The 19265-nt window shown below is 37.2% G+C and carries 15 protein-coding genes; 10 read left to right on the top strand and 5 right to left on the bottom strand.

Annotated features, from left to right (window positions below):
* Positions 1-760: 760 nt before the first annotated feature.
* Positions 761-1888 carry a flippase gene (locus MSBR3_RS17910; protein WP_230627611.1) on the top strand — a complete coding sequence of 376 codons (1128 nt, stop codon included), beginning with the start codon at positions 761-763 and terminating at the stop codon, positions 1886-1888.
* Positions 1885-2229, top strand: a complete 345-nt coding sequence (locus tag MSBR3_RS21270) for a hypothetical protein (RefSeq protein WP_463605535.1) — start codon at positions 1885-1887, stop codon at positions 2227-2229. Before MSBR3_RS17910 ends, MSBR3_RS21270 begins: the two co-directional genes overlap by 4 nt.
* Positions 2230-2288: 59 nt before the next feature.
* On the opposite strand, the gene MSBR3_RS17905 is transcribed toward MSBR3_RS21270, so the two are convergent.
* Positions 2289-3248, bottom strand: coding sequence for an NAD-dependent epimerase/dehydratase family protein (locus MSBR3_RS17905; protein WP_048109590.1), 960 nt, complete (start codon positions 3246-3248; stop codon positions 2289-2291).
* 200 nt (positions 3249-3448) lie between these two features.
* Between MSBR3_RS17905 and galU the strand changes: the two genes are divergently transcribed.
* Complete coding sequence (gene galU / locus MSBR3_RS17900) at positions 3449-4345, top strand: UTP--glucose-1-phosphate uridylyltransferase GalU (RefSeq protein WP_048109588.1); 897 nt, start codon at positions 3449-3451, stop codon at positions 4343-4345.
* A 69-nt stretch (positions 4346-4414) separates the two neighbouring features.
* On the opposite strand, the gene MSBR3_RS17895 is transcribed toward galU, so the two are convergent.
* Positions 4415-5698 carry a UDP-glucose dehydrogenase family protein gene (locus MSBR3_RS17895; RefSeq protein ID WP_048109586.1) on the bottom strand — a complete coding sequence of 428 codons (1284 nt, stop codon included), beginning with the start codon at positions 5696-5698 and terminating at the stop codon, positions 4415-4417.
* Between the two features lie 230 nt (positions 5699-5928).
* On the opposite strand from MSBR3_RS17895, the gene MSBR3_RS17890 reads away from it, so the two are divergent.
* The 6 genes from MSBR3_RS17890 (at position 5929) to MSBR3_RS17865 (ending at position 12160) form a co-directional block, all read left to right on the top strand.
* Positions 5929-6207, top strand: a complete 279-nt coding sequence (locus MSBR3_RS17890; protein WP_048109585.1) for a hypothetical protein — start codon at positions 5929-5931, stop codon at positions 6205-6207.
* Between the two features lie 585 nt (positions 6208-6792).
* Positions 6793-7866: a DUF354 domain-containing protein gene (locus tag MSBR3_RS17885; protein ID WP_048109584.1), complete on the top strand. Its 1074-nt coding sequence runs from the start codon at positions 6793-6795 to the stop codon at positions 7864-7866.
* On the top strand, positions 7850-8899 hold the full coding sequence (locus MSBR3_RS17880; protein WP_080942366.1) for a polysaccharide deacetylase family protein: 1050 nt from the start codon (positions 7850-7852) through the stop codon (positions 8897-8899). The genes MSBR3_RS17885 and MSBR3_RS17880 overlap by 17 nt, the downstream gene beginning before the upstream one ends.
* On the top strand, positions 8889-9815 hold the full coding sequence (locus tag MSBR3_RS21565) for a glycosyltransferase family 2 protein (RefSeq protein ID WP_048109582.1): 927 nt from the start codon (positions 8889-8891) through the stop codon (positions 9813-9815). Before MSBR3_RS17880 ends, MSBR3_RS21565 begins: the two co-directional genes overlap by 11 nt.
* 52 nt (positions 9816-9867) lie before the next feature.
* Positions 9868-11079 carry a glycosyltransferase family 4 protein gene (locus tag MSBR3_RS17870; RefSeq protein WP_048110681.1) on the top strand — a complete coding sequence of 404 codons (1212 nt, stop codon included), beginning with the start codon at positions 9868-9870 and terminating at the stop codon, positions 11077-11079.
* 73 nt (positions 11080-11152) lie between these two features.
* Positions 11153-12160 (top strand): GNAT family N-acetyltransferase, encoded by a 1008-nt coding sequence (locus MSBR3_RS17865; RefSeq protein WP_048109580.1) that lies wholly within the window; start codon positions 11153-11155, stop codon positions 12158-12160.
* A 178-nt stretch (positions 12161-12338) separates the two neighbouring features.
* On the opposite strand, the gene MSBR3_RS17860 is transcribed toward MSBR3_RS17865, so the two are convergent.
* From MSBR3_RS17860 to MSBR3_RS17850, 3 genes are read right to left on the bottom strand one after another with little or no spacing between them, the layout of a single operon-like run.
* Positions 12339-13865 (bottom strand): lipopolysaccharide biosynthesis protein, encoded by a 1527-nt coding sequence (locus MSBR3_RS17860; RefSeq protein WP_080942365.1) that lies wholly within the window; start codon positions 13863-13865, stop codon positions 12339-12341.
* Positions 13866-13889: 24 nt separating this feature from the next.
* On the bottom strand, positions 13890-15836 hold the full coding sequence (locus tag MSBR3_RS17855) for a hypothetical protein (RefSeq protein WP_048109576.1): 1947 nt from the start codon (positions 15834-15836) through the stop codon (positions 13890-13892).
* A 39-nt stretch (positions 15837-15875) separates the two neighbouring features.
* Positions 15876-16463: a hypothetical protein gene (locus tag MSBR3_RS17850; RefSeq protein ID WP_052723469.1), complete on the bottom strand. Its 588-nt coding sequence runs from the start codon at positions 16461-16463 to the stop codon at positions 15876-15878.
* A gap of 936 nt (positions 16464-17399) precedes the next feature.
* Between MSBR3_RS17850 and MSBR3_RS17845 the strand changes: the two genes are divergently transcribed.
* Positions 17400-19001 carry a glycosyltransferase family 2 protein gene (locus MSBR3_RS17845; RefSeq protein WP_230627605.1) on the top strand — a complete coding sequence of 534 codons (1602 nt, stop codon included), beginning with the start codon at positions 17400-17402 and terminating at the stop codon, positions 18999-19001.
* Positions 19002-19265 lie beyond the last annotated feature (264 nt).

Below are 19265 nucleotides of genomic sequence, written 5' to 3'. Positions count from 1 at the left end.
TTCCATTACTTCCGACCCAGGAACAAGCTTCTATTGTCGGATGTTTTTGGAACTTTTTCTTTTAGATTTACTAAAAAAACATAAAATTTTAAAAATTATCCAGAGAATCATTTTAAGCAAGTTAGTATGATTTCTAGGCCTACTAATCGGGATTAACTTATTTATTTTTGCTCCCAAGATTATTCTTCTTTATCAAATTTATCTTTCTCTGTAAAAGTTTTATTCCCAGCTCAGGATCTCTTTTGGATCCAGCCTACGTTGCTTAAATTTATAATTCGATTTTCTGATATTTCAGAACTTATGGTACTTGCATTCCTAATGCTTTTTATTTCAGTTATTTTATCTATTTTTCAGGAAGTCATAATTAGATATTCATTGAACTTCTGACAAAATTTATTCCAACACAAAGGCTTTTATCTTGTAGAAATCTCTTACTCGGGGTAGCTAAAATTTGGTTGTTATTAAAAAAAATGAGCCTAAACAAGTTTAAAGTTAACACTAAATATGAATAAAGATATACCTAAGCTTTTGAAATAAAATTAAAGTATTTTTCATGAATGAAATTTTTTATGATAAGGTTATAAATAAAACTTCTACTGAGAGATCAAAACTTGAGCCAAAAAATGGTCAGCATTCACGAGGATTTAAATTTCGGGCTAGAATAGTTAGTCTGGTCAAGTCGTAAGAAAAACTTTCTTGTAAGACTATTTTCAAGACTTCTTTCATTGGAAATTCTTTAAAACGGATTCTTTTAGGTGATATGGTGTCATATCAAAAGTTTGCAAAGGATGTTGGTTTTATCGGGACAGTTCAGGTACTTACAAGTCTGGGAACTTTCTTCTTACTTCCGATAATCACAAAAACCCTTGGAACATACGACTACGGACTCTGGGCTCAGATCAATACCACTGTATCTCTCATCTCCCCTCTTGCACTGATGGGTCTCTCTATGGGTTTTGTCAGGTTTTTATCCTCTGAAACAGAAATAAAAATAATAAGGGAAGCAGTATATTCCATTCTCTTTTTTGTAACTATAGCCGGTCTGTTTGCCTCATTTTTACTCTATATGTTTGCTGAGCCCCTTGCTACCTTCGGTTTTAAAGACCCCCATGCAACTTATTTTATTCAGGCAGGTTCCCTTTTAATCCTCCTGAGTGTAATTGAGTCAATATCTCTTTTTTATTTCAGGATTTTCAGACAGATTCAGACATTTTCTTACTTAACCCTTTTTGAAACATTTGGAAAATTATTTTTTATTCTCTTTCTTCTTAAAATGGGGTATGGGCTTCTTGGCGTAATTGCGGCTACTCTACTTGTACAGGGTTCCATTTTTTTAATTTCTCTTCTGATGATTATGTCACAAATTGGATTCGTAATCCCTCGGTTTACTTACATAAAAGAGTACTTGCAATTTTCTCTACCGCTAACTCCCAATTCACTTATTAGATGGATTACGGAATCTAGTGACAGATATATGGTTACTTATTTTCTCGGTCTTAGAAGCGTAGGCGTATATTCGGCAGCCTGTTCAATTGGCAGTCTTATACAGCTTTTTGTAAGCTCTCTTCAGCTCATTCTTCTCCCCGAGTTATCAAAACTATTCGATGAGAATAAAACAGACGAAGTAAGAATTTATATGTCCCATTCTCTAAGATATTTCCTTCTTATCTCAATTCCTGCAGTTTTCGGGCTCTCAGCTCTTGCGAAACCTTTGCTTGGGATCCTTACAACTGATGATTTTCTTTCAGGTTGGTTTGTAATTCCTATTATTGCTTTTTCCGGTCTTCTGCAGGAATCTTCCAGATATTTGTCAATACAATGCTCCTTATCAAGGAAACAAAGACTACGACCTACATCAATATTGTTGCAGCAGTTTCGAATGTATTGATCAACCTTCTGCTGATACCTTCCATTGGAATTGTTGGAGCTTCACTTTCAACCTTATTCTCTTACTTTTTAATGGCTGTGCTTTGTATGCATATTTCCTTAAAACATTTTAAACTTGATTTTTATCTTCATGATATTGTAAAAAGCGTTCTGTCCTCAATAACTATGTATCTCTTTGTTTCCTACTTCGTTATCTCAAGCATCTTTGAACTCTTTGAGATTGCAGGTATGGGTGTACTTATTTATCTGGTTATGATGTTCTTAGTAGGCGGATTCACAGACCACGAACTTTCTTTAATACGAAGGTACTTATTCAGAGCCAAAAGCGAGGTCAAGCAGTAAATTTACCTTTACTTTCATACTTGTTGACAAAAAATTGTTTAAGAAAAATGGAATATAAGTTATTCTACTAACTTTTTATCAAGTAATGCCCTTGCTGTTTCTCTAATACTTCTCTCCGATGTATAGACCGGCTTCCAGCCCAAGTTCTTCATTTTTTCAATCCCTAATCTCATCCTTGGCACATCACCTTTCCAGCCTCTATTTCCTCCGGTATAGGTAAATTTGACATTAGAAAGACCCATTTCTTCTATAACAGCCTTTCCTATCTCTATGACACTAATAGTGTCCTCGGAACCGATATTAAAGATATTTACTTTTTCTTTATTGTTCTCAATTACAAACAATATTGCGTCAATACACTCTAACACGTGGAGGTAGGATTTTTCTTGCTTGCCATCACCCAGGATTTCCAGTAAATTAGAGTTTTTTCGTAGTTTCTTTACAAAATCAACCGTAATTCCATGTGTACTACGTGGGCCTACAATATTTGCGAAGCGAAATATCCAGGCCTGCATATCGAAAGTATGAGAATACGAAGTAATCAAGGCTTCACAGGCTAGTTTTGAGGCACCGTAAAGAGATATAGGAATAAGAGGGCCGTAATCTTCTGGAGTAGGCATAATACTCGCTTCCCCATAAACTGTCGAGGTGGAAGTAAATGCAATTTTTTCAGTATTGTTTTTCCTCATTGCTTCCAGAAGATTATAGGTTGCCATAATATTCTGATTTAGGTGAATTCTTGTATCGGAGGCTCCAAGCTTGACATCAGGATTCGCAGCTACATGAAAAATAAAATCAATACCTTTACAGGCTTTCTCTATCGCCTCCTGGTTAAGCAGGTCTCCTTTTATCAGGGTAAAGTCCGGGTTTTCAAGATGCTTTTCTATAAATTCCATTTTTCCTGAACTCATATTATCAAAAACAGTGACCTGGCCTCCCTTTTCTATAAGGCGGTCTACAAGGTGGCTTCCTATAAAACCGGCTCCCCCTGTCACAAGTATTTTATTCTTTGCAGCCATGGAAAATACCAAATAGTCTTTCTTTCGATTAATACTCTACTACTATGTCTTAAAGTGGTCAGAAAATACTTTTATTTCTTTCCCTATAGGTGGGATGAGTAAACAACCGGAGAAAATTAAAGATTCTCTGGTTAATAAGTATTTTTAATCCAACTATGTGAACAATCGTCTCACAGAATTCTTTTACCGGAGAGTTTACTTTGACCGTTAAAAAAGCGCTTATTCCAGCAGCTGGCCTTGGGACCCGTTTCCTACCTGCCACCAAATCAATGCCAAAAGAGATGCTTCCCATTATTGATACACCTGTGATCCAGTATGTTGTAGAGGAAGCTATTGCCTCGGGAATTGAAGATATAATCATTATTACAGGCAGGGGGAAACGAGCAATTGAGGACTATTTCGACGATTCTCCTGAACTCGAAATGCATCTTGCGAAAAAACATGACAGTGAACTTCTAAAACTTGTCCGGGACGTTTCTTCCCTTGTTGATATTCACTACATCCGCCAGAAAGAGCCTAACGGGCTCGGAGATGCGGTTCTCAGGGCAGAAAACCATATTGGGGACGAACCTTTCGCCGTGCTTCTAGGAGACGATATTATTGTGAATGACAAGCCCTGCACTGCCCAGCTCATAGATAATTTTGAAAAATATGGGAGATCCACGCTTGCAGTGGAAGAAGTTCCTCGTGAAAAATTAAGTAGCTACGGAATTATAAAGGGTAAGCCTCTTAATAATTCCCTCTACGTACTTGAGGACATTGTCGAAAAACCGTCACCTGAAAATGCTCCCTCCAATCTGGGAGCAATAGGTCGCTATGTTTTCACTCCTGAAATATTTGACTGTATAAAAGAAGCCGGAACAGGAGTAGGAAATGAAATCCAGCTAACTGATGGGATTCGGGTTCTTAACAGGTCGCAAATGATCTACGCATGCAGGTTCAAAGGAAAAAGATTCGATACAGGAGACAGGTTGGGGTACGTGAAATCAATAGTAGATTTTGCTCTTGAGAATGAAAATCTTAGAGAAAACGTACTTGAGTACTTAAGAGAAATTCTAGTCGCGGTAGAGGAACCTTCAGACAAATCAGACTTATAAAGGCAGTTGAAGGTCAGTAAAGCTAAAATATATAAATTTGTGTAAAAAAGGAAATAATTTCTGCCGGTTTTACCAGCAGAGTCCCTCACAATCTATATTTTTCGCTTTAACTATCCGTCTTCCATCAATTACTATCTTTTCCTTCATGCCTTCAAATTCAGAGTCAAGTTTATTGAACTCATCCCATTCTGTCATTACAAGGCAAGCATCAGCACTTTTAAGAGCGTCTTTAGCTTTCTCGGAGTATTCAATTGTTGGAAAGATTCGCTTCATATTCTCGGTTGCCATTGGATCGTATGCCGAAACCTCTGCTCCTAATCTTAGAAGTTCAGCAATGACAGGGATAGCTCTGGACTCCCTTATATCATCCGTATCGTTCTTAAATGCAAGCCCAAGGACTGCAATCTTTTTGCCTGTAAGGCTTCCTATTTTTTTCTGGAGTATTTCAGTCATAAGAATTGGCTGTTTTTCGTTTACTGCAATTACCGATTCTAGAAGATCTGGAGAATATCCTATTTCTTTTGCCTTACCTATAAGTGCTTTTACATCTTTTGGAAAACAGGACCCTCCAAATCCTGCTCCAGAATTCAAAAACTTTGGAGATATCCTGGAGTCCTTACCTACAGCTTCCATAACCTCGTAGGTATCAACATTTAATCTTTTGCAAATATTACCAATTTCATTAGCAAAGGATATTTTGGTTGCCAGAAGGGAGTTATTTGCATATTTAATCATTTCTGCTGTTGATAGACTCGTGCGGGTGACCTCACATTTAAAGGTCCGGTAAAGTTCCGAGACAAGATCTCCAGATTTCTTGTCAATTGCTCCAACAACTATTTTATCAGGATGCATAAAGTCGTAGACGGCTTTTCCTTCTCTAAGGAACTCGGGGTTCATTGCAACTCCAAAATCTTTTCCGGCTATTTTTCCTGAAATTTCTTCAAGAATAGGAAGGACAAATTTTTCAGTTGTCTCGGGCACAACTGTGCTTTTAACGACTACTACATGGTATCCCTCTTTCTTTGCCAGTACTGCCCCTATACTTGCTGTTGCTGCACGAACGATTGAAAGGTCTATGCTTCCATCTTCTGCAGAAGGAGTTCCTACACAGATAAAGGAAATGTCCGTATTCATGATCGCATATTCATAGTCAGTGGTTGCAGTGAGACTTTTTCCGGCATACTTTTGCAAAAGCTCTCCAAGTCCTTCTTCATATATCGGAGAAATGCCTGCGTTTATCTGATCCATCTTTTTCTTGTCGACATCTACGCAGACTACTTCATGCCCGACTTCTGCAAAACATGCGGCCGTGACCGAGCCCACATATCCTGACCCTATAACGGAAATTTTCATAAATTTGAACCTCTTTATTGAGAATTGGAGAGTAATCAATTCCAATTCTTATTTATTTTTTGATAGGAACTCTTTTACAGGTTCATTCTAAAAATTGTCAATCTATATGGTTTTTGGTGCAAAGTTCCAAATAATTCTTCACATGTTATATAGTTTAAAGGTTATACCTTGTATAGTTAGGATTTGATACATGTTTAGTGATTCCTTACAGAAATTTTGGGGATTTTATAATGTTTTCAATACTTGGCCTGGGTACAGAGTTTACAGCGGGGAATTCTCTTCCATATTTAGGAATCTGCTTTCTTTCAACGGATTTTGGAATCCCTGTATATTATCGAGTAACGGTTGCGGGACTAATTGCTCTTGTGGGTATGAAGGAGATGTTGCTGGCTTCCAGAGAAGAAGATGAGTTTTCTGTGGATTCAATGGATATGGGAATTTATCCTCTTGTAATATGCTTTATTGCTAGTTTTCTCTTTGCAGGCTTCAAGATAATTTTCGCAAAGTAACCCTCTCAAAGTTCATAAATTTATTTATTAAGTACTTCTTCTCCTTTTAAGTAAGTCTATTTTTTTGTATAAATAAAAAAGCTAAATAATTTTTATTTTCTACTTTTGAGAATATCCTGTCTATATTTTCAACAATGAAGGTTCTAGTTATCTTAGTTCAGTAACTATGTTTTCCATAATTATTTATCCTTGAGCCATTTATCTTCTAATCATAATTTAGTCTGTTAATACATATAACTGAATTAAAAAAATGAATTTGATAGGGGCACTAATAAGGGGATCTTCAGCCGCTAGAGAAGAATAGTTATTATTTTTTAAGGTAGAACAAGGCGGGGAGTTCTATCTGATAGAACAGTTTGAAATTGGGGTTGGGTGAAAACCAGGATTTGACTGAACACGTTTGTTAAAGTAAGAGAGAATAAAGCAGGAAGATTTTCTGATTTGTTGATATCAATTTGTTTCATATACTTTCAAATCAGGTTGGGGGTTCGTTTCCGACCTCTCAATCTCAAAAGACTACTCGAACAGACAGACTTTCTTTCGGTGCATTATAATTATAAAAAGTATTAATTGGGGAGTGAAAAGTTGAGAGTTCTTGTCGATATAGGGCATCCAGCCCATGTTCATTTTTTTAAAAACACTATATGGAGTCTTGAGAAAAAAGGGCATCAAGTAATGGTAGTCTCGCGAGACAAGGATGTAGTAATAGAGCTCTTGAACGCTTATGGAATTCAGCATACTGTTTTGAGTAAAGTAAAACCAGGAAAGATCAATTTACTTGAAGAATGGTTTATAAGAGAGTTCAAAACTTTTAAAATTACTCAACAGTTTGATCCTGATGTTTTTATAGGTATCCTTTCTCCAGCTATAGCTCAAGTAGCCTGGATACAACGGAAAAAATCCATAATTTTTAACGACACCGAACACGCAGTATTGGCGCAGAAGTTAACCTATCCCTTTTGTGACATAATCTGTACTCCTTCATGCTATCTAAAAAATGAAGGACGAAAACAGATAAGGTATTGTGGGTATCATGAACTGGCTTATCTTCATCCATCTTATTTTACTCCTCGTCCTGAAATTCTGAAAGATATTGGGGTAGAGAAAGGGGAGCCTTTTACAATCCTTCGCTTCGTTTCATGGGGTGCGCACCATGATGTAGGCCAACACGGAATCAAAAATAAAGTAGCACTTATTCAGGAGGCCGAAAAATATGGAAAAGTATTCATAACTTCAGAAGGCCCCCTGGAAACAGAGTTTGAGAAGTATAGAATCTGGGTCTCCCCAGAAAAAATTCATCACTTGCTCTATTATGCCACTCTATATGTAGGTGAAGGAGCAACGATGGCTGTTGAGAGTGCAATTCTGGGAACTCCATCAATTTATATCTCCACTCTTGCAGGAACGATGGGGAACTTTTCTGAACTCGAGAAGAAATACGGTTTACTTTTTAACTACAGCGACTCGCAATCTTCCCTTACAAAAATTACAGAACTTTTCAAAGATTCGGAACTTAAGAAAACCTGGAGCCTGAAAAGAGCTGCTCTTCTCAGGGATAAAATCAATGTTACAGAGTTCGTGGTCAAACTCATAGAAAGTCTTCCTGAAAAAAAATCTGGACTTTCTTTATCTTCAGTTTCGGATGAGTCTTATGTATGAATTACTGAAGAAAAATCAGGATTTATGGGATCTTTTCACCCGAAAAGAAGAGTATTATCCTGAAAAGCTGGATAAACACCAGCGTTTCCTTTTCTCTGAAAAATATCTCCGAAACGCTTCTGAGCCTGAGGTATCCAGATATCTTATAGAAAATGGGATGCAGGTTGAATTCCCTGAAAATCAAACATTTGCTGTTTGTTTGACTCATGATGTAGATGATATTTACCCACCTCTTTCACATAGCTTGTTGTCATCAGCTTACAGTTTTAAACGGTTAAATTTTAAGGATTCTGCAAATCAGTTACTATGGAAACTGAAGGGAATAGACCACTCCCCTTACCTCAACTTTTCTAAAATTATGGATATTGAAGCCAGCTTTGAAGCAAAGTCCTCTTTTTATTTCATTACTTCAGAAATTGATCCAATAAGATTCAGGTATGATATTGAAGACATAGAACATCATTTGGGAGAAATTTTAGACAGGGGAGGGGAGGTTGGTCTTCACGGAGGTTACTATTCATACGACAGCCCTGAAAAAATAAAAAAAGAAAAACAAAGACTTGAAGGCGTTCTGGGTAAAAAAGTAATAGGTTTTCGTAATCATTACTTAAGGTTCAAAACTCCAGACTCTTGGGAAATACTTACAGATGCCGGTTTTAGTTATGACTCCACTTTCGGGTACTATGATTGTGCGGGCTTCAGGAACGGAATGTGCCATCCTTTCAGTCCATATAACCTTGACAGAGGAAAAGAAATAGATATTCTCGAAATCCCACTTGTCGTTATGGACGTTGCGCTTTTTGCTACTTCAAAATCTTTCGAGGAGGCCTGGGAGCGCACAAAAAATCTGATTGATACTACAGCAAGCTTCAACGGTGTTATTACACTGCTATGGCATAATTTCGTATTTGGTTGCAGTTTCCGAAACGATTGGGCAAAGTTGTACGAGAAAGTGCTTCAGTACTGCTTCGACAAAGGAGCCTGGATGACAAGCGGAGAAGAAATTTTCAGGTGGTGGGCAGATCGAAACTGAATTAAAAGGAAAGTATCTGCTGGTTACTCCTGCAAAGAACGAAGAACAAAATCTTCCGGAAGTTTCAAAAGCTGTAATAGGGCAGGAATTAAAACCTGAGTTATGGATTATAGTCGATGACGGAAGTACGGATGAAACATCACGTATCCTTGAAGACCTGCAGTCAAAATGTTCCTGGGTCCAGAGCATAAGACTGCCTCCAAGGCCAAGAGACATTACTTTTCACTACAGTTATGTTTGCAAACAGGGTTTTGACTATGCGCTTGAATACTCTAAGAAAAATAATATCGAGTTCGAGTATATAGGCCTCCTGGATGCTGATACAGTTCTCGAAAAGAATTATTTTGGAAAACTTCTGTCTGAACTTAAAAAGGATAATTCTCTAGGAATTGTGAGTGGGGGAATATATTATGATACTGACGGAAAACTTTCCCTGGAAGTAACTGCAAAAAGTCTTCCTCGAGGTACAGGAAGAATCTGGAAGAAAGAGTGTTTCTTTGAAACTGGCGGTTATCAGGTTGAGCCGTCTCCAGATTCAATTTCCAATATAAAGGCTCTCCTGAGAGGCTGGCGGCTCATGCAGTATACTGAGGTAGTCCAGATCCAAAAGCGTAAAACAAGTGCAGCTAATGGTCTCTGGAACGGATATCTCAAAAATGGTTGGATGGCTTATTACCTTGGCAAAAACTCTTTCATGGCCCTCTTAAATGTACTCCATCTTTCCGTGAAGTCTCCCTACTATACAGGCATTGCCTACTGCTGGGGGTATTTTAGCTCGGCAATTAGAAGGGATAAAAAAATTCAGGATCCTGAAGTAAGGGCTTATTACAAAAACCAGGGACCTGGAGGACTGTTATCCAGAATCTCGAAAAACGTTAGCTCAAACTCAAGAGACATAAAGGAGAGAGAGCAGTGAATATTAGCAAACTTCTAGAAGGAGCAGTTCACTTACAGGTGATAATTTGAAGATGCTTTTTCTGGATATGGTAAGACCTCTTTCTCTTGCTGATGGCTCACTTATTCACAGGTACGAGCTTGTTAGTAATCTTGCCAGGCTTGACAATGAGGTCCATATTTTTACTGTAGGTGAGATCTCTTTTTCAAATCTGGCTAACGTTCACAGCCATTATGTCTCTCCTGGAAATTTCCTTTCACTTACTGTTAACTATTTAAAAATCTCTATACGTCTCCTGGGCTCCGAAACTTTTGATGTCCTATATACTCGCAATCCCAATTTTGGCTTTCTTGCTGGATTATTCTGTAAAAGCAGATGCAAAAGAATTGTTTATGAATTAAACGGAATTCCTGAAGACGAAAAGAACCTCCTCAGGGAAAAATCTGAAGAAAATGAGTTTCCGCATGCAGAAAAGAAAAACAATTTCTCAAACCGATATTTTTCCGCACATGCCAGGTTAAAACTGTTTATTCTCAAGAAAGCTCTGGGGTTTTCGGACAGAATCATTGCTGTGACTCCAGGAATAAAATCAAATCTTGAGAAAGGCTATAAGATTCCTGGAGAAAAAATATTTGTGGTTTCTAACGGTGCAAATACTTTTCTGTTCCAGCCACTAGAACAGGAAACATGCAGAAAAGAACTTGGTCTGGACCTTAAAACTCCTTTTGTGTGCTTTGTGGGCAATCTTGCTCCCTGGCAAGGAGTCGAGTATCTGATAAAGGCAGCTTCACATATCCTTTCCGCATTTCCGGAATGCCACTTCTTGATTGTCGGAGATGGTGCCATGAAACACAATCTTATTAAGCTCTCCCGAGAACTTGAAGTTGAGGACAAGTTCATTTTTACGGGCGTAATTGCCTACGATCGCGTGCCTCTATACATTAATGCTAGCGATATCTGTGCCGCTCCTTTTATATTTGCCAGAAACGCAAAAATAGGCCTGTCTCCTTTGAAGTTATATGAGTACATGGCTTGCGGAAAACCTGTAGTTGCAAGCAATATCAGTGGTGTATACGAAGTACTTGAAGCCGGAGGGGGAATTCCTGTCCTTCCAGAGAACCCGAAAGCTCTTGCAGAAGGTATCTTAAAGCTGCTTGAAAATCCCGGTTTAAGAATGGAACTGGGTTCAAAAGGTTTAAGTTATGTTACTGAAAATTACAGCTGGTACAGCGTTGCGAAAAAGGTTAACGAAGTCTGCAAATCAACATTTGAGACCGAGAAATGAAGGCTTAAAATCAGTCTTACGTTTTCCTATAACTCATCACAGAGAATAATTATTTATTTGTACGGGGCTTAAAATGGACGAAATTGAAGTTAGAGAACTAGCACCATCTGAATATAATGAATGGGATTTGCTCGTAGAAAAAGCTCAGCCTGGTACACTCTTCCATACAAGTGAGTGGCTTGGAATTTGCAGGGACGTTCTGGCAAAGGAACTTAGAATTTATGGTTGTTTCAGAAAAGGTGAGCTTGTGGGAGGATGTCCTCTTTTTATTAAAAATATTAAGGGGGCTCTTAGAATCGCGAATTCAACCTGTGATATGACTAGTTACAGCGGGCCTCTTATAAAAGAGAGTGCCAGCTCTAAAGCAAGTAAACAGGTACAGGAAATTCACGATATTCTTAATCCTCTCAGAGAATTTCTTTGTAAGCAGGGATTTGATAGTATTCACCTTACGTTTGCTCCAGGTTTTAAAGACGTAAGACCTTTTACGTGGTACGGATGGGATTCCACTGTACATTATACCCATTATTTGAATCTCAACGAAGATGTAGACAATAATCTTTCAAGAAAGATCCGAAGGGAACTTAAAACTGCAAATGAGGCAGGACTTAAAACCAGGATATGGAATGATCCTGAGACATATTACCATTTGCTCTCAATGGTCTACGAAAAACAGAAATTAGCCCCTCCTCTTCCCAGAGGTTTCTTCGAAAGAGTGTTTAAACTAATTCAGGAAAAAGATATTGGCTATATGTTTGTCACAGAGACTCCTGAGGGCGAAGCTATTGCGGCTCACTTAAATCTGTATGGAAAGAAGTGTAGTATAACCTGGACCTCAGCCTTGAACCCGGACTTTGGTCGGTTGGGTCCGAACGCTCTTCTGTATTATAACGAATTTCTTGACCTGAAATCCCGAAACTTCGAGTACATGAACGTAATGGCAGCAAACATTTCCAGATTTGCGGATTTCATAATGGGCTTTTCTCCTGAGTTAATTCCTTATTACAGTGTGACTCTGGAGAGCAAAAAATACTCAATTGCAAAAACCCTGTATAAAACTACTCACAAAGAAATTTACTGATAAAAATCGAAATTTTAAAGATATAAAATTAGGGAATATCCCCAAATTATTTTTTTATTATTTTTCTAATGGTCTTTACCTGGTTTATTCTGACTGAAATTCTGCTTTTCTTCTATAAACGTGATTTCTTCAGAGATCAACTTTCAGTAAGGTTTTTCTAAAAGGGAATTAAACCCTTTCAGGTTCTATTTTTTATGTTCACAAGAAAGGATGAAAATATTTTCTTGAACGTAGGATCATCATGAAGAGCTATCCCATAATAGATAGGGGTTATGATGATAGCTGCAAGCATAATGAGATAAAAATTCGCAGAGAGTGTTTCTAGTAAAACCAATGGGATTGAGATAACTACTCCAATTGTTGTATATTTAATGAGAATTTCCAGGCTTTCCCTTTTACTAATTCCTACAAGATTAAGTAAGTATGCATTATTCCATAGAGCGAATATAACTCCTGTGAAGCTAAACAAGCAAAGGGAAAACTCAGCACTTTTTGCGTAAACTCCTCCAATGGCAAGTGCTACGAACCTTGAGATTAAAAGAGCCGTGCTGTAAGTAAACCAGACTTTTTGCTTTTCAAACACACTGTAGAGAGTTGAAATGGGTAAGGCAAGGAAAACAAGAAATATAAACGGCACAAGGATCTTTACATAAGTGCCTGCTACATACCAGTTTTTCCCGAAAGCAGATGTAAATATTTCTTCTCCCAGGATCAATAGGAGTATCATAGGGAATATTCCTATTAAAATTAGCTTTTTGTAAACTTCGCTTACAATAGCTTTCATATCGCCACTTGAGTTCCCATTTTTCACCTCACTGATTTTCTGGAAGAAAACCTGCTGTATAGCTGTCCCGATGAGTCCCATGGGCATATTTACTACCTGATTCGCAAGTGAGAAATATCCGACAACGCTTGTGCTGTAAAAGTATGCAAGCAAGAAAGTAGGCACCTGCGGAGAAATTGTGTTTGAAAGTGTAGACCATGAACTAAATAAAGGAAAATTTTTGTATTCAATAGCCACCTCTTTCATTTTTTTTACTGATACTTTCCTGAAGACCTTCAAGTCCTCTCTTACGCCTTTGAGCATAGCCAGATCTGCAAGTCCATATCCGAGAGTATAACCTGCAATTAGACCCAAAGGTGATGCGGTCCAGAAAGGAATTAACTGAAGTAGTTTGGTCGATAAAGCGTTTAACACTCTAGATCCTGCAACAACTCCAAAACGTAGTTTTCTTGAAAGCCAGTAATTCTGCACGAAAAAAAGGCCATTAAAGAATACTATTGCAGGAAGATAGATTAAGTATTTTGAGGATCCCTTAGTATGAAATATATACTCAATAACATGCTCAATGTCTTCTGGAAAGATTATCACTGCTACGGCTACGAGTAAAGATATAAAAGTAACTAAAACTGAAGAAAGGAAAAATACATTTGCAGAATCCTCTTCGGATTTTGGCAACATAATAGCAAACTGGTATGAAAAAGTAGAGAAAATTACCAGTATACCTGATACTGCTACAAAAAGCTGAAAGACTCCCATATCGTCAGGGCTATAAATTCTAGTGACTATTGGTACAAGAAGTATACCCAAAATCTGTGCAGCAACACTTCCTGATACGAGTTTTAATACATTACCAATAAAGTTTGATGACATAATTACTTCCAACTTTAAAACATAAGTCCCAACATATGGGCTTTTTTTCATCTCGCAATAAGTAAACGGAGACTATCATGGTCTCTTAGTTTCTGGTCTTTTTTCTTCCTTTGTATAAGCAAATACCTCTTCGTTATCATATACTCGGGCGTAATCATGTGCTTTGAATCCGTTGAAAAATCCCTCTGGCAATGTCTGGATAATATTTACTCCATAACGTTCAGGGTCATTAATAGAGATAGGTTCTTTAATAGTTGACTTTCTCAGCAAAACAACCGGATTGCCATCAATCTCTCCAGTCTGTATATGCTGAATGTTAAAATATGTTGCGTTACTGGAATCATATCCCCTGTCTCTGTAAAAGAGACAACTATCATATGGAGAGTCCATAAGGATATTTCCGGAGTACTTGGCGGTTACTGTTTTAATAGCTTCTATTTCAATACTTTTGAACTGGTTTCTTACGGTTGTGTCCTTTGCCACAAGTGGGTTGTCTTTATTTATGCCTGGTGTTGTAACCATTACAAACGAAAATAGAAGAATTATTGTGAACATTATGGGGATCTTTGCTTTTTTTGAGTTAAAAAGACTTACTAATTTCAACATATATGAGGCAGATACCAGTACCAGGAACACTGCTATCAATGGGAACCATCGGCTTGTAAGGAAATTCCTCATCCCCAGTAAAGGGATTCCATAAGCAAGACCATACAGGATTATAACAACTAAGGCAATAGAAAATTTATTGATTTTTTTGACATTTTCGCGAGAAAACCATGCTAATACCCCTCCTATTGCGAAAAAAGGTAGAGCAAGGTAGCTTATATGAAGTAGAAGTGTTTCCAGTGTTTCCTGATTAGATACGGGACCTAGAATAAGTTCAGTACTTGAGTAGCTTGATCCGCTTTGAAGGACATCCATAAGAGGACTGAGAACCATTTCAAGAAACGAAGTATCTGTATTAACATATGTGAACATCCAGTATGTTTGTAAACTAACTATAAAGAAAAGTATATAATTAAAACTATTTGCTTTCGTGAAATAACTCTTATATACACGATTATGCAGATATTTACCTACGCAAATTGAGACTAAAGAAAGAAATACTACAAAAGTTGTCAACTGATGAGTCAGAACCATTAGAATAGTAATTAACAGGACAACTGCTGTATATCTCAAGCTCTGTTTATCGCTAAAGATCGCGTATACAATGAATATAAAGTAGCAAAGAACAAGAGAACCAGGAGTTATATTTGTAATTCCTGCAACGATATTATGATTGTTTAAGTTTATTAGTAAAGTAGCCAGCAACCCCATCTGAACACCCTCAAGTTTCTTTCCTACAAGGTAAACGCCTACTGTACTTAAAACGCTGGCAAATCCTATGGAATAAAATATTGCGTCTTTGATATCGGTTTCGCCTATTATCTGAATTATTGAGATAAAAATATGAAAAAGCGGGTAGTAAAAGTACTTACCGCTCGTTTCAATCGGAGCAACAAACCCGGTATCAGTAACTGCCCGTGCCATACTAGCATGGAAATAAGCATCATAGCCCATTAGACTTGGGAAATTATAAAAAATTCCAACTCTTATAAGAATTGATAGCAGGAATATTTGCAATAGTAAGGAGGTCACTCCGTCTCCTTCTCTAACATAAAGAATCTGGGAGGCGATAACGGCTGCAAGAATACATATCAATATAAAGGAAGATATGGGCCTGTAGTACAGATTCGTGCTATATATAAAAACACATGCCAGAAAAATGAGATAAAACGAGATACCCAGTATACTTTTAAACCTGTTTTCTTGGGAAGAGATTGCGGCCTCACTCTTAAATTTATTTCTAAATACAAAGTAGATCAAACAGGCGGAAAGAACGGTAATTCCAATATCTTCCTGGTTTAGGTTGATGATATAGTACAAGGAAACAATTAATAGCCCTAAACCGAATCCCATTACGCTGAAAATCACATCAAGATTAGTTGTGAATCTCTCAGCGTATCCTTTTGCAGTTTCCATACAACCCCACAACACAATAAACTTTATAGTTTTTCTAATCTAAATTGTGCCAAAGAAACGTAAGTAAGACTCTATAGCACTCAACTTTATCAATGAGCTTTTCCTTAAGCCTCCATGCCTGATTGAAGTCAAGAATCCTTGATCCGAAATATGACAAAGTTCTCCTTCCAGTTCTTCAATGTTGAATGTATGGTCTTCGTTACCCGAACCAAGGGTCCGAAAATAAAAAGTGAATTTTATTCCGTAATTATCTTCCAATTCTATAATTTGCCTGATACTCCATATAAGGCTCCTGACTTTTTTTACTCTTGAAGATGAAAAGGTAGAGGTCCGTAGAAAGTGTCCCTTTTTGAGAGCTTTTAAATTTCTGGATGCAGTATTCAGTGCCCAGAGACATACAAAATTAATGTCATAAGTGAGGCATGCAACAAATTTCTTTCTTTTGGGACATTCGGGATTCATGCCATTTTTTGCTAAAAAGCTCGGGACTTCAGACTCAAAACTATTTTTTTGACCATTAATGTAATAGGAAAAGCTCTCGTATTTCTCTATAAGAACAGGGTCGTACTCTTCTCTTTTAGTAAACAGATCCCACATCTCTTTATTTTGTCTCACTTTTTTGATCAAAGTATCCCCTTAATCATACTTTTTGGATCTCCATCTTTATTAAATATTTGGTTCAGTTACTACTTTTCTTTCTCATTCAGGAATATCTATATGGCTTATCATGTTAACCCGTATCTACTGGAACTTCGAACTCACTTTTTCACAGACTTTATATACTTCAAATAAAAAATGAGAAATGTTGACTTTTTGCTCTAAGAAAGTAACAACAGAATCGGAGAAATACTCCAAGCTTTTTTAATAAACAGAAATATTACAGTTTCATTACATTTTTGATCATTTTACAATGTCTTTTCATTATATAACTAAATATCCTTGGAATGTATGTTTTAGTATAAGATTAAAATTATTTATTCTGTGTTTAATCACTATTATAATATTTTACCTACTTGCCTGTTGATATTTTGAGTCACTAAGTATTTCCTGACCTTGTTACTGATTGTAGCTGTCATCTGGAAAGTCGTTCAGCAAGTTCCGGCTTATCCGAGATTGGAAATTTATAATTTGCAGGTATAACATCAAACTCCTGCTATACTATATGACACTAACCTTCTCAATATACTAGTCAAACTCTTGCTAAACTTATAATATTGCACTAAAAGAGTATGTTAGTGCCTATTTGAACACTTGATCAAGTTGTAAACTTTGCTCTTCCATATTAGATTATTATTCGATTCTTTTTCTTTATTTACTAGTTCTTCAAGCCTCTTTTTCATGAAATAAAGAGATCTTGCCAGTCGATTAGTTTTTTTATTTTATTCATACAGATTTTTTGTAAGAAAATTTTTTCCGTATTTATATTTTTACGGAACTATTTTTCTCAGATGTTAACCTTATATATATCCTAATCTAATAATTTTTAGTATGATAGCCTTTAATATTTTTCCACTTATACAGATAAAGGGGGTTATAGCATATGCGTATGTATAGGGGGGTGGATTGGGTTTGTTTTCAGCCCTTACACTTAGTCTTAATTCTCTAATCTCTGATCCTATGAGCATAGTATCTTCGCCATCTCAGCTTTCTGATAGGTTGATCAGGCATGAATTTACTATTTTAATTCCAGCTCACAACGAGGAAACTTCCATTGGAAGCAAAGTCTTGATTGCGGCAAGTTACGCGGATCGTGTACTTGTTCTTGATGAAGGTTCTACCGATCGAACTATGGAAGTAGCTGCTTTGGGGGGGGCACGAGTTGTTCCTATCTCTGGTGGGGAGGAGGCGTTACTTGATGTTCTCTACAAGGCATCTCTTGATTCTGAACTTGCGGTTCTTATCTATCCGGAATGCATGCAGGATATAGATTTGCTTTCTCATGTCCTTGAGCCTTTAAGACATGGATTTGACCTATCAGTGGGTTCGTGGCCCTGCCGTATTTCTTGTGAGCAAGAAACAGTAATGCTATTTAATGGGAAAAGTACTTTTAAAGAAAAAATAGGTTTCCTTGCAATAACTGCAAACTCATTACAGAAGATCAATTCAGGCAGAGATCACTTAACTTTAAAATCCTTGCTTTCTGCAGCAAAAACTGAAGGTCTTAATGTTAACTATCTTAGTTTTGATGTAGACCCTATATTCAGGAAGCTTGAGAGCACCCGTATAGGAGTTGTCGTGCCTGCTTATAATGAAGAACTACTTATAAGCGAGACCCTAAGCGGTATCCCTGAATATGTGGACCGAATTTATGTGATCGATGACGGTAGTATAGATCGAACAGGTGAAATTGTAAAAAAGTTCGGAGACTCTAGAATCGTTTATCTGCGCCATGAAATAAACAAAGGAGTAGGTGCAGGAATTATTGACGGGTATAAACTTGCCCTAAAAGATGAGATGGACATCATTGCGGTTATGGCCGGAGACAATCAAATGGATCCTGCCCAGCTTCCCAGGTTGATTTTCCCAATCATTGAGGGAAGGGCTGATTATACAAAAGGCAATAGATTACTTACTGACGATTTTATGACCGGGATGAGTAAATGGAGATCTTTTGGAAATCTTCTCCTCAGCTTCATCACAAAAATAGGTAGTGGTTACTGGCAGGTTATGGATCCTCAGAATGGATATACAGCTATTTCCAGGCAGGCCCTCGAGGTTATTGATCTGGATTCAGTTTATCCTTATTATGGTTATTGTAACGATCTGTTGATCAAGCTTAATGCCTTTGGAATGAGAGTAATGGACGTAGTAATGCCTGCTCGGTACGGTAGAGAGAGATCAAAGATTAACTACGGCAAGTTTATTCGCAAAGTAGCTCCCATGATCTTTAGAGGTTTTTTATGGAGGCTGAGGGTCAAATATACAGTACTGGATTTCCACCCACTTGTACTATTTTATTTCCTTGGAATGGTTGCCTTGCCTGCTGGTGTTCTTTTAGGACTGTGGGGCTTTTTGCAGATTTTGTTACAAAATTTTCTTCCTTCCTACTACCCTCTGCTTTGTTTCCTCGTACTGGGTACGGGTCTTCAGATGCTTCTTTTCGGAATGCTTTTCGATATGCAGGTCGAGAAGAAAAGGAATGAAAGAGTAGGACTTGCTCGTTAAGACTTGGAAGATTATTCTTCCATATTTTTATTTTGAATTTTTTATTTTAAATTCATATCTTTTTATCCGTTACTCTTTGAATCCATTTTTAACTTCTAGTTTTTTATTCTAACTTTTCTATTTACTATTCCTTTACTCAGTCTAGGTAACCCCTCAGAGCAAGAGTTATAAAATAAGAATAATAGAATATTACTATACGGTCTATAGTCCGTAAGTTTGCAAGGATAGAAGCAAAGTCAGTTTTTCCTTATAAGTTTGTGTTAA

Source organism: Methanosarcina barkeri 3 (assembly GCF_000970305.1).
GTDB classification, from domain to species: domain Archaea; phylum Halobacteriota; class Methanosarcinia; order Methanosarcinales; family Methanosarcinaceae; genus Methanosarcina; species Methanosarcina barkeri_A.
The sequence above is the reverse complement of the archived record's forward strand: the minus strand, read 5'-3'. Positions and strand labels throughout refer to the sequence as shown.